Source organism: Flavobacterium sp. UBA7682, assembly GCF_002482945.1.
Classification (GTDB): Bacteria; Bacteroidota; Bacteroidia; order Flavobacteriales; family Flavobacteriaceae; genus Flavobacterium.
This window is the reverse complement of sequence record NZ_DLGY01000026.1, coordinates 1-15,547: the sequence shown is the minus strand read 5'-3', so window position 1 is coordinate 15,547 and position 15,547 is coordinate 1. Positions and strand designations below refer to the sequence as shown.

The window sequence follows — 15,547 nt, the reverse complement described above, 5'->3', positions numbered from 1 at the left end:
TAATAGTTATGATAAAAAATTTTAAATGGCTACTCTTGGTTTCCTTAACCTTTGTGGCATGTAATAGTGATGATGAATTTGTTGCTGATCCAAATTCAACAGACGGAACACCGCTTACGGCAGGAACAGCTGATTTCTCTAAATATGTTGCACTTGGGGATTCCTTTGCGGCAGGATTTTCAGATAATGCTTTATTTATGGAAGGACAAAAAAATTCATATCCAAATATTATTGCTTCACAATTTGCTTTAGTAGGAGGAGGTGAGTTTACTAATCCTTTTATGAATGATAACATTGGAGGATTTAGTTCTGGAGGGGCGCAAATATCAGCATATGGACCAAGATTGTGGTTCAATGCAGTTACTAGTAGTCCACTGCCGGTTTCCGGAGTTTCATCTACTGATATCTCTACGCATTTGTCGGGAAGTTTTAACAATATGGGAATTCCCGGTGCCAAAAGTTTCCACTTGACTTTTTCAGGTTATGGTAGCGTTGCAGGGAACCCTTATTTTGCTAGGTTTGCGTCGTCACCTACCGCTACAGTTTTAGAGGATGCCTTAGCTCAAGATCCAACCTTCTTTTCTCTTTGGATTGGAGGGAATGATGTCCTTGGTTATGCTACTTCAGGAGGGGTAAATCCTGCGGATATCACTGCTCCGGCTACATTTAATGCGGTATACAATTCAATTGTTGGTCAATTAGTTGCCGGCGGAAGAAAAGGCGTTGTGGCCAATTTACCTTACGTAAGTACTTTGCCTTATTTTACAACTGTACCACATAATCCGGTTCCGTTAAACGCCACTTCAGCTGCTCAGTTGAATGCTGGATTTGCTACGTACAATAACGGATTGTTGTTTGCGCAATCCAATGGATTATTGACTGCCGCCGAAGTGGCACAAAGAACCATTTCGTTCTCTGCTTCAAGCACTAACAGAGTTGTGATTGTTGATGAGTATTTAACCAATCTAACCGGTTTTGGTATTCCATCTTACCGTCAAGCTACCAATGAAGATTTAATCGTTTTACCGGCAAGAGCTTTTATTGGATCACTTGTAGGCGGGAATCCTGCTCAAATTAATGGGGTTTCGGTTCCTTTAGCAGACCAATGGGTGCTGTCTAAAAGTGAAATTTTAGAAGTTAAAACAGCAACAGATGCCTATAACCAAACAATACAATCTGCAGCCACAGCAAACGGATTAGCATTCGTTGACGCAAAAGTAGTTATGGATCAATTAAGCACTACAGGAATTGTTGCTAATAATTATACACTAACCTCGGCGTATGTTACCGGAGCAACTTTTTCTCTTGATGGAGTGCACCCAAGTCCTAGAGGTTATGCTTACATAGCTAACATCTTCCTGAAAGCGATTAACACAACTTATGGTTCTAATTTTAAAGGCGTAGATGTAGGGACTTACCGAATTTTATACCCACAAGATCCGGCTAATTTCTAATCAAGAATACTATAGAATATTCAAAACCACTGGCTTTCGCTAGTGGTTTTTTATTTTGATGAAGGCTTACTTTGCGTTTAATTGCTAATTCGTCAAAAAAATAAACAAAAAAACTCTACATAAATATTGATTTTTCGAAATAGAAATTTTACCTTTGCGCTCTGAAAAAAGAGGTGTTTTTCTCAAACCTAAATAGCTATTTAATAAATACATAAACAATGTCTAAAGCAATAGGAAAAGTTTCGCAAATCATCGGTCCGGTAGTTGACGTAGTATTTGATACTAAAGATGTTGAGTTGCCAAAAATTTACGACTCATTAGAAATCATTAACAAGAATGGTTCAATTTTAGTTCTGGAAGTTCAATCACACATTGGTGAAAACACAGTTCGTACGATTTCCATGGACTCAACCGACGGTTTGAGCAGAGGAACAGAAGTAAAAGCTACTGGTGCGCCAATTCAAATGCCAATCGGTCCAGATGTTTACGGACGTTTGTTCAACGTTATTGGTGATGCTATCGATGGATTAGGAGATTTGCCAAAAGCAGGAAAAGATGGAATTTCTATCCACAGACCAGCTCCGAAATTTGAAGATTTATCAACCTCTACAGAAGTTTTATTCACCGGTATTAAAGTAATCGATTTGATCGAGCCTTATGCAAAAGGGGGTAAAATTGGATTATTCGGTGGTGCCGGAGTAGGTAAAACGGTTTTGATTCAAGAATTAATTAACAATATCGCCAAAGGTCACGGTGGTCTTTCTGTATTCGCAGGAGTAGGAGAAAGAACCCGTGAAGGAAATGACTTGCTTCGTGAGATGTTGGAGTCAGGCATTATCAAATATGGAGAAGATTTCATGCACTCTATGGAAAATGGAGGATGGGATTTATCTAAAGTAGACAAACCGGGGATGAGAGAGTCAAAAGCTACTTTCGTATTCGGACAAATGAATGAGCCACCTGGAGCTCGTGCTCGTGTAGCTTTATCAGGATTATCTATCGCTGAGTATTTCCGTGATGGTGCTGGTTCTGATCAAGGAAAAGATGTATTATTCTTCGTGGATAACATCTTCCGTTTTACACAAGCAGGTTCTGAGGTATCCGCGTTATTAGGACGTATGCCATCTGCGGTAGGTTACCAACCAACATTGGCCACTGAAATGGGTGCGATGCAAGAGCGTATTACTTCTACTAACAAAGGTTCGATTACTTCTGTACAAGCGGTTTACGTTCCTGCGGATGACTTAACGGATCCGGCACCGGCAACAACCTTTGCTCACTTAGATGCCACAACGGTATTGTCTCGTAAAATTGCTGAGTTAGGTATCTATCCTGCGGTTGACCCATTAGATTCTACTTCAAGAATCTTGACTGCTCAAATCTTAGGTGACGAACACTACAACTGTGCGCAAAGAGTAAAAGAGATTTTACAGAAATACAAACAATTACAAGATATTATCGCGATCTTAGGGATGGAAGAATTGTCTGAAGAAGATAAACTTTCTGTATCAAGAGCGCGTCGTGTGCAACGTTTCTTGTCTCAACCTTTCCACGTAGCGGAGCAGTTTACCGGTATTCCTGGAGTATTGGTTGACATCAAAGAAACCATCAAAGGATTTAACATGATCATTGATGGTGAGCTAGATCACCTTCCGGAAGCGGCTTTCAACTTGAAAGGAACTATCGAAGAGGCAATCGAAGCGGGACAAAAAATGTTAGCAGAAGCGTAATATAATTATGAATTATGAGTTATAAATTATGAGTTTCAACTCACTTATAACTCATAACTTATAACTCATAACTAAATAAGTATGATTTTAGAAATAGTATCACCGGAAGCTACCTTATTCAAAGGCGAAGTTACTTCGGTTTCTTTACCGGGTGTGAATGGTTCTTTTCAAGTATTGAACAACCACGCGCCTATAGTTTCTATCTTAAAACAAGGTACCGTGAAAATCGTTGCCGATAGTTTTAAATTGGGCAAAGAAGTAGCCGAGAAGTTTACCAAAGTAAACGACCAAAACTACACTTTGGAAATCAATTCAGGAACTATTGAAATGAAAGACAACAAAGTAATTGTATTAGCCGACTAATATAATTCAGCATAAACGAAGAAGCCCGATAGTAATATCGGGCTTTTTTATTAGGAGCCAATCCGGCTGTCCGTTATATTCCCGATAAATCGGGAGATGCCACTGCCATCCGGGCTAAAAATCATTCAGCTTTCCTATATTTGTATTGATGAAACTCCCAAAATCACTTCAAGCCAAACTAGAGCAACGCCAAGCCAACAACGCTTTGCGCCAATTGCCGGCAGCCAAGAATTTGGTAGATTTTGCATCCAATGATTATATCGGGTTTGCGCATAGTGAAGCTATCTTTCATCAAACCCATCAATACCTTCTAGATCAGAATATCAAAACCAACGGCGCCACCGGTTCGCGTTTGATTTCCGGAAACCATAACTTATATGAAATAGCAGAAAGTTTCATCGCCAACTTCCACCAATCCGAAACCGCTTTAATTTTCAACTCCGGCTATGATGCCAATGTTGGTTTTTTCAGCGCCGTACCACAACGAAACGATGTGATTCTGTATGACGAACTCTGTCATGCTTCCATCCGAGACGGTATCCAAATGAGCCATGCTAAAGCCTATAAATTCCAACACAACGACTTGGAGGATTTGCAGCAAAAACTCATAACTTATAACTCAAAACTCATAACTCTTTACATAGTCACAGAATCAGTCTTCTCCATGGACGGCGATTGTCCTAACATAGAACAACTTGTTGCCTTGACCCAAAAACACAACGCTTACTTAGTCATCGACGAAGCCCATGCGCTTGGTGTTTTCGGAGAACAAGGCGAAGGATTAATGCAGAGTGTAGGCCTACAAGACAAAGTCTTTGCCCGAATTATGACGTTCGGAAAAGGATTAGGTTGCCACGGTGCGGCGATTTTAGGCAGTACCGAATTGAAAAGTTATCTGGTCAATTTCGCAAGAAGTTTTATTTATACCACTGGTTTATCACCTCATAGTGTTGCTACGATTTTAGTAGCTTACCAACATTTGGCACAGGAAAAAGAAACATTGAAAGCGTTAAGAAACAACATCCTGTTCTTCAATCAAGAGAAACTCCGATTAGGATTAAAACCGATGTTTGTCTATTCCAAATCAGCAATACAATGCGCCATCATTCCGGGAAATTCTACCGTGAAGAAAATCGCAACGCAATTACAACAAAAAGGTTTTGATGTAAAACCCATTTTATCTCCAACCGTTCCCGAAGGACAAGAACGCCTCCGTTTTTGCTTGCACAGTTACAATTCAGAGGCGGAAATTTCAAATGTGTTGGAATTGTTAGCTACTTTTGTGTTTTAATAATATAAGAGATTTTAATTACACAGAGATACACAAAGTAAAAAGAGATACACAGAGAAAATAACTCTGTGAATCTCAGAAAAACTCTGTGAATCTCTGTGAAACGGACAACCATGAAAATATTCATCACAGGAATCGGCACCGATGTAGGCAAAACTGTCGCATCCGCAATAGTAACTCAAGCCCTAGAAGCCGATTATTGGAAACCAATACAAGCCGGAGATTTAGACCATTCCGATAGTCATAAAGTAAGAACGTTGGTGTCTAATGACAAATCTGTTTTTCATCCGAACGCCTATGCGCTCCAAACGCCTGCGAGTCCACATTTGGCTGCAGCCAAAGACGGCGTGCGCATCGATATCAGTAAAATTGTCGAAACCAATCCCGATAGCTATCGGGAGAAAAACTATTTGGTTATCGAAGGCGCGGGCGGAGTTCTCGTGCCATTAAATGAAACAGAATGCGTCATCGATTTAATCCAAAAAGAGTATAAGGTGATTGTTGTTTCCCGACATTATTTAGGCAGTATTAATCATACGTTACTAACGCTTGAAGCACTGCAAAATAGAAAGATAAAAGTAGCCGGAATCATTTTTTCAGGAGATGAAAACAAAGCTACTGAAGACATTATCCTAAACAAAACCGGTGTCAAATGTATCGGCAGAATTGACAACGAACCCTATTTTGATGCGAATGTGGTTTCTTATTACGCTGACAAGTTTCGGGACAACCTTTTAAGTTTATAGCATATGACACTTTCTGAGAAAGACCAGCTCTACAACTGGCATCCTTATACCCAACACAAAACCATGGGCTTGTTGCCTGCCATTGTCAAAGGCGAAGGCGCTTTGCTTTGGGACGACAACGGTAAAGAATTCATCGACGCCATTGCGTCTTGGTGGGTCAATCCTTTCGGGCATTCCAATAAAGTGATAGCCGATGCGATTTACGAACAGTTAACAACCTTAGAACACGTTTTATTCGGTGGTTTTACACATAACAAAGCGGTCGAATTGTCGGAGAAACTGATTTCTATTTTGCCTTCCAACCAAAAGAAAATCTTCTATTCAGATAACGGTTCGACCGCGGTAGAAGTCGCGCTCAAAGGCACTTTGCAATATTATTACAACAAAGGCGAAAAACGCACCAAAGTCATCGCTTTTGAAGATGCTTTCCACGGTGATACGTTTGGCGCCATGGCAGCGAGCGGCATTTCTTTTTATACTGAAGCGTTTCAGGGTTCTTTGTTAGAAGTGGTTCGCATTCCGGTGCCAACGATGGGCAATGAGGAACGCAGTTTGAAAGCTTTGCAGGAATTGGTGGTCACCAAAGAATACACTGCGTTTATCTTCGAACCTTTAGTACAAGGTGCCGCCGGAATGGTAATGTATGAAGCCGAAGTGCTAGACAAAATGATTGCCCTTTGTCAACAACACCAAGTCTTTACGATAGCCGATGAAGTCATGACGGGTTTTGGGAAAACCGGAAAAACATTCGCCACCGATTATTTGGTCAACAAACCCGATATCATGTGTTTGTCAAAAGCCTTAACCGGCGGAACGATTCCGATGGCGATTACGACTTTCACTCAAGAAGTCTTTGATGGTTTTTATAATGACGATGTCAATAAAGCATTATTCCACGGTCATACTTTTACCGCAAATCCAACGGGTTGCGCGGCCGCTTTGGCGAGTATCGGATTGTTAGAAACAACAGAAATGCAAAACAACATTGCGCGCATCAATACCCAACATTTGGCTTTCGCCCAAAAAATAAAAACCCATCCTAAAGTCAAAACGACTCGGGTACTCGGAGTGATTTTTGCGTTAGAAATCAAAACCGACGACGCCGAAAGTTACTACGGAACCATGCGAACCAAACTCTACAATTTCTTTATCGAAAACGGTGTGATATTGCGACCAGTGGGAAATATCGTTTACATCTTACCGCCGTATGTGATGACCGACGAGCAATTAGCAAAAGTGTACCAAGTAGTTGAGCAAGCAGTTGAGGTGGTTTAAATTTTAGCACACAGATGCCACAGATTAAACAGATTTTAACGGATTTTTTTATCTGTGTCCATCAGTAGTATCCGTTTTATCCGTGTCCCAATGGGCTAGTCGGTTCGGTGGTTTGATTTTTAACCACAAAGCCCTTCGACACCAGATAAGTATCGGGAGTCGAAGACTTTTTCTTTGAGCAAGCGGTTGAGATGGTTTAAATTTTAGCACACAGATGCCACAGATTAAACAGATATTAATAGATTTTTTTGTCTGTGTTCATCAGTAGTATCCGTTTTATCCGTGTTCCAATGCGCTAGCTAGAAAGAGGGTTTAGTTTTTAACCGCAAAGAGCGCAAAGTTTTTACGCAAAGGTCCCAAAGGCTTAGCGTTCTTAGCGCCTTTTTAGCGTACTTAGCGGTTAAACTTTTTACTCCAAACTCCCAACTCCAAACGCCCAACTTTTTCCAAAGAATAACTACCTTTGCACTTCAGAATACTACCATGTTGAAAACCAAAATTGCCATTACTGCTCTAGCTTCTGTTTCGCCTTTAGGGAAGAACTCTGAATCGATTTGGAACAATTATCTTTCCCCAAAAACGCTAATTGCTACCCAAGAGTTTAATGGTAAAAGCCAATGGGTCGCAACGATTCCTGCGGAGATTAAAGCTGAGATGGATGACTTGCGAAAAGAAGACATCAAGTACAAAGCCTTAGACGAAACGGTTTTACTGGCGATATTGGCTTCGCGCCAAGCGATTGCAACTGCAGGTTGGCAACAAGGAGATGAGTTCGGAATCAACATTGGTTCGTCACGTGGCGCAACCCAATTGTTTGAAAAATACCACCAAGAGTTTTTAGAAACAGGCAAAACAGCCACACTAACTTCGCCCACCACTACGTTGGGAAATATCTCTTCATGGGTGGCGCATGATTTAAAAAGTGCCGGCCCTGAAATTTCCCATTCGATTACTTGTTCTACCGCTTTGCATGCGGTGTTAAATGCTGTGGCTTGGTTGCAATCGGGATTAGCAACTAAGTTTTTAGTGGGTGGAAGCGAAGCACCTTTGACCGCTTTTACTTTGGCACAAATGCAAGCTTTGAAGATTTATGCGAATCCAAATGATTGTCAGCCTGAGCTTACCGAATGGCCTTGTCGCGCTTTCGATTTTACCAAAACCAAAAACTCCATGGTTCTCGGAGAAGCGGCTTCAATAGCATGTTTAGAATTAGGCGAAAGCCCAAAAGCCTTAGGCTACATCACCGGTATTGGCTATGCGACGGACGATTTAGAACATAATATTTCAATCTCAGAAGAAGCCAAGTGTTTTCAGAAATCGATGGCAATGGCTTTGGGAAATACTCCATTAGCCGAAGTCGATGCGATTGTAATGCACGCACCGGGAACGTTAAAAGGTGATACTTCTGAATACAAAGCCATCCAAAAAATCTTTGGCAATAACTTGCCGATGCTCACCACCAACAAATGGAAAATCGGACATACTTTTGGGGCTTCCGGTATGCTGAATATTGAACTGGCATTGTTGATGATGCAACACCAAACGTTTATCGAAATTCCGTATGTCGGTGAACCTAATCCACGCAAAACCATTCGTAAAGTGTTGATTAACGCGGTTGGTTTTGGGGGTAATGCGGTGAGTGTGTTGGTGAGTAAAGAGTAGCCCTTCAACTCCCGATAACTATTGGGAAGTCGAAGACTCCAACTCCTTCATCTTCTCATAAACCAACTGACTTTCCCAACCCCTGCGCAATAAATAATCACAGAATTTTTTGTTCTTTTTTACGCCTTTTCTTTCGGTTAGGCTGTTCCAATGGCGTTCGGCTAATTGGTGAAAAGTTTCCTGATATTGTGCCTCGGAGATTTCCGTTAGTGCGGCTTTGATATTGGGTGCCGAAATATGCCTTTGCTTAAGTTCATTGACGATTCTGATTTTGCCCCAAGATTTGATGCGGTGTTTGCCTCGGGCAAAACTGCGGGCAAAGCGTTCTTCGTTGAGGAAATTGTGTTGCAGCAAATGCACGACTATCACATCAATCTCATCGCTTTTTAGGCCGAGTTGGTACAATTTATCGACCACTTCCTGATGACAACGCTCTTGGTAGGAACAGTAATATTCCAGTTTGAGTTGGGCTTCGGCTAGGGTTGGTTTTTCGGTCATGTTTGGCGGTGAATGAAAGGCAAAAGTAAGGGTTTTTGAGGGAATGGAGAAAAGGGAAGAGGGATAAGGGAAGAGGGATAAGGGATAAGGGATAAGGGAAGAGGGATAAGGGAAGAGGGATAAGGGATAAGGGAAGAGGGATAAGGGAAGAGGGATAAGGGATAAGGGATAAGGGAAGAGGGATAAGGGAAGAGGGAAAAAGGGATAAGACTTTTTTAGGGTACCGTTTCAATGCTGCGTAGCACAATTCTAGTGCAGAGCAGTACAATTCTTGATCGGGAAAGCACAATTCTTAGTAAGGAAAGCACAGTTTTTATGCAGGAAAGCACGATTCTTAATCAGGAAAGCACAGTTTTTAGTTAGGAAAGCACAGTTTTTAGTTAGGAAAGCACGATTCTTAGTAAGGAAAGCACAGTTTTTAGTTAGGAAAGTACAATTCTTAATTAGGAAAGTGCAATTCTGGATAAGAGCAGTACTTTTTTAACTCTCGCATTACTGCTTCAAGGTGCTACACCGGCGTTCAGGATTCTTTTGTGAACCAACTGATTTTGGGGTACAATGACCGATAAAAAGAAGCTTTATAATGCCGGTCATTATTTTTCGATTCTTATATTTAAATTATTGTTTGTCAAACTATTGCGGTTCTTTTTTTGTAAAAGTTCTACAGGTTTTAAGGGCTTTGTAGGACTTAGATTTAATTAACCGATAAAATTACAATTTGTTAATCTTTTCTTGGGGGAAATAGCTTGTGAATTAATATTTTAGCAGTAGTTTTGTATGCCCTTTTTTCTACTTGTTCAGGCTTGACTTTTTTTCTAAGTCAAAACCAAACAGATAACTATGAAACTATTTGATTAAAATTGTATGAAATTTAAATTATTACTCGTTGCCTTTTTTGTTTTGGTACTGAACTCTGTTAGTTCGTATGGGCAACTTTTGCAATGGAATACTTTTGGAAATGCCGGAACTGAAACGACAGAGCCTAGTGTTGCCAATGATGCTAATGTGGCAGCCGCTAGTTTAACGCAAGGAACGATATCTGCTCTTGCTAATGGTAACCGTTTTGGTGGAGGTGATTGGTGGAATACAGGTAATTCAACTAATAATACTTTAGCAGAAGCTATTGCAGGGAATGATTACATCCAATTTATAGTTACGCCTAACGTAGGTTTTTCTTTTACACCGACTTCCCTTGTTTTTTATTGGGACAGGTCGGGGACAGGCCCTTCTAATGTAACCCTTCGTTCTTCTTCCGATGGTTATGCTACAGATTTAGGAACAGTTACAGGAATGACAAGTGGTGGTGCCTCTACAACTACGGCAAGAACAATCACAATTTCAGGCTTAACCAATATTACCACAGCAACCACTTTCAGACTTTATGGATATGGCGCTACAGCAACAGGAGGAACAGGTGGATTTGACAGCTCTTCATCTTTTAATAACGTAGTTTTAAACGGTACTACTGTTGCCACCGGACCTTGTAGTGATCCAAGTGCACAAGACACTTCGATATTGCTTACCAACAGAACCGTTGGCGGTATTGATATTGCTTGGACAGAGTCAGCCTCGGCGACCGGTTCCTTAGTAGTCATCAGACCTACCGCTGCTACGGCTACCGCACCAACAGATAATACCGATTACATTCCAGATTTAGCTTGGGCAACCGCCGGGCAGATAGATACCAACAACCGAGTAGTGTATAGGGGAACCGGTGCTTCAGTGACCAACATTACCGGTTTGGCTCCCGAAACACAATATACCGTAATGATTTATGCCTACAATACCGGTGGAGGAGGTACTATTTGTTACCGACAGGCTACACCTTTGACGGCTACTTTTAGAACATTGGCTACAGAGCCTACAGCTCAGGCGGCTTCTGTTACTTGCGGTGTTTCAACTTTAAACGCCATAACATTAAATTTTCCACGTGCCAATCTTATAGGGGGTGATGGTTATCTTATTTTATACCGAGTAGGAGGAGCTTCAACCGGTGCTCCTGTAGATGGGACTAATTATACCGGAGGAACACCTGTAGGGAACTATCTAGTTCATGGTTTTACGCCCAATTCAGGAACCACGTTAACCTATAATGCAAACGGTTTAAGTCCGGGCACTACTTATCATTTTTTATTGGTGCCTTATAATATGTCGTCAGATGCTGATACCACTACTTTAAACTATAGAATATCCGGTACAATAGCGGCAACCAGTTGTACCACCTTATCACTCAGTACTGCTTCTGATATTATAGCGGTTGGAAGTTCAGAAGCGGGTACTATTTCCAGTACGGTTAATGGGGTCACCATTGCCAATGTTTCCAATGGGGTTCAAGTATGGCAAATCACGGTTAGAGACGGCGGCGCTTCAGCAGATGCCGATTCTAGTCCAACGATTTTAAACGCATTTACCATCGCGCAAGCGGCAGGTAACGAAGTAGGGACTTGGTCTGATGCTATATTTTCTATAGGATTGTTTGACGGCGCTACTTTTATTGCTAATGGCACCGTTACCGGAACGCAAATAACCTTTAGTGGTTTAAATGTTTCCGTGGCCGATAATACCTCAAAAACACTATCGTTGCGACTGTCTTTAAAATGTCCTTTAGGCGCAGATGCTTTGGATGGTGAAGATATTGTTTTTTCTATTTCTAATGCTAATACTACATTCTCGGCTACGGGTTCCGGAAAGTCGGCATTCACGGCAGCCGTTTCTACCAATGGCACTAATGTTATTGATGTACAAGCTACCAAATTGGTGTTTTCAACCCAGCCTACCACAACCGGATTAGATCTTGGTATGTCAACGGTAGAGGTAAGAGCATATGATGCTTGTAACAACTTAGATACCGGTTTTACTAATGCGGTTTCTTTGACCAGTTCGGGAACGATGAATGCTGTTACGCCGGTTGCGGCAGTAGGAGGTATTGCAACATTCTCGGGAATTGTTCATACGGTTATTGGAACTAATTTGACACTAACCGCTTCTTCAACTGTTACCGGGGCTACCAGTACCAATTTTGATATTATTGAAGTTACAATTTTTAATACCGGAGAGTTGCTTTTCGTTGGTTATGACGGACAAGTTGCTACCGGTTCCGACGATGAATATTTAATAGCCACTATGGTTGATATTAAACCGGGGACTCAGTTTTCTATAGTGAACTCTCGCTATGAAGCCGGTGCAGTGGCCAACGACAGAACAGATAAATGGGGCGGCGGCGGCGATAATGCCTCAGAGGCACCTTATACGGCTTTGATTACTTACAATGGAACTTCGGATATACCGGCTGGATCTGTTTTAGTAATTACCACAGATAATTCTGCGAATTGGTTTGGGAGTGTAGCGGTAATCACCGGTACTACGACTACTACAAGGACAGCTGATTTTAGTGGTTCTTTGGTTTTTGGGACTACTTTTAATCCTAACATTTCTGTCAATGATTCCGATCAGATGTATTTAATTCAAGGGAATTTTGTGTCAGATGGTTCTATTGATGTTGACCAAGCCAACTATATCCTTTCGGGAAGATTGTTGCATGGTTTAACCAATAGAGCGGCGTGGGTGCCATTAACAAATGCTTGTAATGGAGATTCCTCAGGAGGAAATACCAGAGAATCAAGATTACCGGCGGCTTTGACGTGTTTTAATGTTGAAAGTGTGTTGGTAAATGGGGAGTCAGGGTTTTATGAAAATGATAAAGAACACGGTTTGGCTACCATTAGACAAATCATTACTGCAGTTAGCAATGTGGCATCCAATTGGACTTTAAGTAACGGCGGTTATACCAAAGACCCTACGTCATCTTTGACCACTCGTGCGGCAAAGACATTCCTTATCGGGCCTAGTAATCCGGCAGGTTCATGGGTTGGTAATGTTGACACAAATTGGTTCAATTGTGCGAATTGGGAAGGGCTTAAAGTGCCTGACAATGATACCGATGTAGTATTGAGTGCTTCCTCTGTTAATGATGCAGTAGTGGATGCTACAGCAGTTTATTCAGATGATTACAATGACATTGCTACTTGTAATAATTTGAGTATTACCGACCTGAAAGTTCAAGTGGAAGCGAGCACCAACAATATTCTTGAAGTGCATGGTAATTTGAGTATTAGTGCTTCGGGCGTATTAGATATGGATGAAGGCAATTCGAGTAATGCTGATGGAATCATTAAACTAACCGGTAATTGGACCAATAGTGTTGGTACCGCCGCTTTCTTAGAAGGAAACGGAACCGTTGAGTTTCTTGGTACAACACCACAATTAATTAGTAGTGCTGACATAGTAGGAACAGAAACTTTTCACCATGTTATTTTAGACAATGATTTTGATACCGCGGTTTCTAACAACTTAATCGCAACAGGCAATTTAACGGTAAGAACCGGTAGAGCCGTTTCTATAGATACAAACGGATTTATAAAAGCTTATAAAACATTGGATCATAGTGGTACTATGACTATTGAAAGTGGTGGTCAATTGATTCAGGTTGATGATATCGATACCAATACAGGAACCTACACCGGGACAAGTTTTGTGATAAGAAGAAACTACACCGCCAAAGACATTGATTATGTGTATTGGAGTGCGCCGACGAAGTTGTTTAATGTTGCCAATTTACCCAATGGTTACCGATATGTTTGGAATCCGCTTTTTAATAATTTCAATTTAACGCAAGGCAACTGGGTAGCTCCTCCAACACTTCAAATGCAAACCGGAACCGGATATATCGCCCGAACCTTTAATGGTTCAGACACAGCGATTACGCTTCCTTTTAGTTTTAACGGTCAGCCCAACAATGGTTCGATTACGAGTGTGAACGTTTCCAGAGGAACTTATTTTGGGGATGGTATTACTACCGGATTGCCTTATGATGCAGAACCGTCCAATCCTAATAATATCAATACAACAAGATGGGACGACAACTGGAATTTGGTAGGGAATCCATATCCATCTCCCTTAAATGCAGAAGCGTTTTTAGATGAAAATACTAATTTAGAAGGTTTTATCAACCTTTGGACGCACGACAGTGAGCCAACCTTGATAAATGACCCTTTTTATGCTGACTTTGCTTATAATTATGACACTGATGATTATATCACTTATAATGGGACAGCTACCATCAATGGGCCTACCGGTTTCAATGGAAATATTGCTTCGGGTCAAGGATTTTTTGTCTTAATGGCCGATGGTCCTGCCGCCACGCAGTCCATTGAATTCAATAATGCCATGAGAAGTGATTTGGTTAATAATTTGGTTTACGACAATTCTCAGTTTTACAGAACAACCAATGGAGTAAATCAAGCTACTGATGTTGTTGAAAAAAGTAGAATTTGGTTAGACATTGTTTCTGCTCAAGGTCAAGTTAGCAGAACAGTGGTTGGTTATGTGACAGAAGCAACCAATAATAAGGATAGATTATATGATGCCGTTACTGGTGCAAAAGGGTTAAAGCTTTATTCCTTCACAGAGGATTATGAGTTGCAAGAATTTTGTATTCAAGGTAGAGCATTGCCATTTGTCAATACAGATACAGTAAGATTAGGTTTTAATGTCACAGCATCCGGTAGTTATTCGGTCGCTATTTCAACAGTTGATGGATTGTTCGTAAATGACCAAAATATTTATTTAGAAGATAAGTTTTTGAATATTATTCATGATTTAAAATTATCGCCTTACACTTTTACTACAGAAAGAGGAAGATTTGACAACAGATTTGTATTGCGCTATACAGATGGTTCGGCTTTGGGCAATCACGATTTTGATACTTTAAACAATAGTGTTGTGGTCGCTAGTAATAAGGGTCAAATGACGATAAAATCATATTTACAAACGCTGGAAGAAGTAACGGTTTATGATATATTGGGAAGACAATTGTTCAACCAAAAAGGAATTGGGACAAATGATTTAATGACGTCTAACATCTCCATGAGTCAACAATCGGTAATCGTTAAGATTAAATTGGAAAGTGGAATAGTAGTAACCAAAAAGGTACTCCTATAAAGCTATATAATTATAAAAGAAAAGTCCCAAGCTAAATTAGTTTGGGACTTTTTTTATGTGGCTTAGGAATTATTTTCCTTTAGTTGACGCTTCTAAATTGCGTTCAATTTGATGACCCGGACGCGTCCATTTTGGTTTTTCGCCAAGGGCTTGGAATTGCGAATCTTCTGCTTCAACAGTGGTTGGTTGCATGATTTTGATAAATGGTTTTTGAGGAACTAAACCAAGAGTTTCAAACATTTTCATGTCTTCATTCACATCAGGGTTTGGCGTAGTCAATAGTTTATCGCCTGCAAAAATTGAATTGGCACCGGCAAAGAAGCACATGGCTTGACCTTCGCGAGACATTTCGGTTCTTCCGGCAGACAAACGCACTTGGGTTTCCGGCATCACGATACGCGTGGTAGCTACCATACGAATCATTTCCCAAATTTCAACCGGTTTTTCGTTTTCCATCGGTGTTCCTTCAACGGCTACTAAGGCATTAATCGGCACAGATTCCGGTTGCGGATTTAAAGTAGATAAAGC

The 15,547-nt window shown here is 40.9% G+C and carries 9 protein-coding genes and 1 pseudogene; 8 read left to right on the top strand and 2 right to left on the bottom strand.

Annotation, left to right across the window (positions count from 1 at the left end; translation table 11 throughout):
- Nucleotides 1-8: 8 nt before the first annotated feature.
- The 7 genes from B3C16_RS06350 to B3C16_RS06320 all read left to right on the top strand — a co-directional run bounded on the left by B3C16_RS06350 (nucleotide 9) and on the right by B3C16_RS06320 (nucleotide 8,521).
- Nucleotides 9-1,454: an SGNH/GDSL hydrolase family protein gene (locus tag B3C16_RS06350; RefSeq protein WP_121312392.1), complete on the top strand. Its 1,446-nt coding sequence runs from the start codon at nucleotides 9-11 to the stop codon at nucleotides 1,452-1,454.
- A 218-nt stretch (nucleotides 1,455-1,672) separates the two neighbouring features.
- Complete coding sequence (gene atpD / locus B3C16_RS06345) at nucleotides 1,673-3,184, top strand: F0F1 ATP synthase subunit beta (RefSeq protein WP_121312393.1); 1,512 nt, start codon at nucleotides 1,673-1,675, stop codon at nucleotides 3,182-3,184.
- A gap of 81 nt (nucleotides 3,185-3,265) precedes the next feature.
- Nucleotides 3,266-3,547 (top strand): F0F1 ATP synthase subunit epsilon, encoded by a 282-nt coding sequence (locus B3C16_RS06340; protein ID WP_121312394.1) that lies wholly within the window; start codon nucleotides 3,266-3,268, stop codon nucleotides 3,545-3,547.
- Nucleotides 3,548-3,695: 148 nt separating this feature from the next.
- Nucleotides 3,696-4,838, top strand: a complete 1,143-nt coding sequence (locus tag B3C16_RS06335; RefSeq protein WP_291129972.1) for an aminotransferase class I/II-fold pyridoxal phosphate-dependent enzyme — start codon at nucleotides 3,696-3,698, stop codon at nucleotides 4,836-4,838.
- A 113-nt stretch (nucleotides 4,839-4,951) separates the two neighbouring features.
- Nucleotides 4,952-5,584, top strand: coding sequence for a dethiobiotin synthase (bioD, locus tag B3C16_RS06330; RefSeq protein WP_291129969.1), 633 nt, complete (start codon nucleotides 4,952-4,954; stop codon nucleotides 5,582-5,584).
- Between the two features lie 3 nt (nucleotides 5,585-5,587).
- Nucleotides 5,588-6,859 (top strand): adenosylmethionine--8-amino-7-oxononanoate transaminase, encoded by a 1,272-nt coding sequence (bioA, locus tag B3C16_RS06325; protein WP_291129966.1) that lies wholly within the window; start codon nucleotides 5,588-5,590, stop codon nucleotides 6,857-6,859.
- A 486-nt stretch (nucleotides 6,860-7,345) separates the two neighbouring features.
- On the top strand, nucleotides 7,346-8,521 hold the full coding sequence (locus B3C16_RS06320) for a beta-ketoacyl synthase N-terminal-like domain-containing protein (RefSeq protein ID WP_291130555.1): 1,176 nt from the start codon (nucleotides 7,346-7,348) through the stop codon (nucleotides 8,519-8,521).
- Between the two features lie 18 nt (nucleotides 8,522-8,539).
- On the opposite strand, the gene B3C16_RS06315 is transcribed toward B3C16_RS06320, so the two are convergent.
- Nucleotides 8,540-9,019, bottom strand: a complete 480-nt coding sequence (locus B3C16_RS06315) for a regulatory protein RecX (RefSeq protein WP_291129963.1) — start codon at nucleotides 9,017-9,019, stop codon at nucleotides 8,540-8,542.
- An 864-nt stretch (nucleotides 9,020-9,883) separates the two neighbouring features.
- Here B3C16_RS06315 and B3C16_RS06310 point away from each other — a divergent pair.
- Nucleotides 9,884-15,019 carry a T9SS sorting signal type C domain-containing protein gene (locus tag B3C16_RS06310; protein WP_291129960.1) on the top strand — a complete coding sequence of 1,712 codons (5,136 nt, stop codon included), beginning with the start codon at nucleotides 9,884-9,886 and terminating at the stop codon, nucleotides 15,017-15,019.
- 69 nt (nucleotides 15,020-15,088) lie between these two features.
- On the opposite strand, the pseudogene B3C16_RS06305 reads toward B3C16_RS06310, so the two are convergent.
- A pseudogene (locus B3C16_RS06305) lies at nucleotides 15,089-15,547 on the bottom strand (biotin synthase); the annotation flags it as partial.

Bases quoted from the DNA above. Each gene is read 5' to 3' on its own strand.
- B3C16_RS06335 (WP_291129972.1), top strand. From the start codon at position 3,696: ATGAAACTCCCAAAATCACTTCAAGCCAAACTAGAGCAACGCCAAGCC.
- bioD (WP_291129969.1), top strand. From the start codon at position 4,952: ATGAAAATATTCATCACAGGAATCGGCACCGATGTAGGCAAAACTGTC.
- atpD (WP_121312393.1), top strand. From the start codon at position 1,673: ATGTCTAAAGCAATAGGAAAAGTTTCGCAAATCATCGGTCCGGTAGTT.
- B3C16_RS06350 (WP_121312392.1), top strand. From the start codon at position 9: ATGATAAAAAATTTTAAATGGCTACTCTTGGTTTCCTTAACCTTTGTG.
- bioA (WP_291129966.1), top strand. From the start codon at position 5,588: ATGACACTTTCTGAGAAAGACCAGCTCTACAACTGGCATCCTTATACC.
- B3C16_RS06310 (WP_291129960.1), top strand. From the start codon at position 9,884: ATGAAATTTAAATTATTACTCGTTGCCTTTTTTGTTTTGGTACTGAAC.
- B3C16_RS06315 (WP_291129963.1), bottom strand. From the start codon at position 9,019: ATGACCGAAAAACCAACCCTAGCCGAAGCCCAACTCAAACTGGAATAT.
- B3C16_RS06340 (WP_121312394.1), top strand. From the start codon at position 3,266: ATGATTTTAGAAATAGTATCACCGGAAGCTACCTTATTCAAAGGCGAA.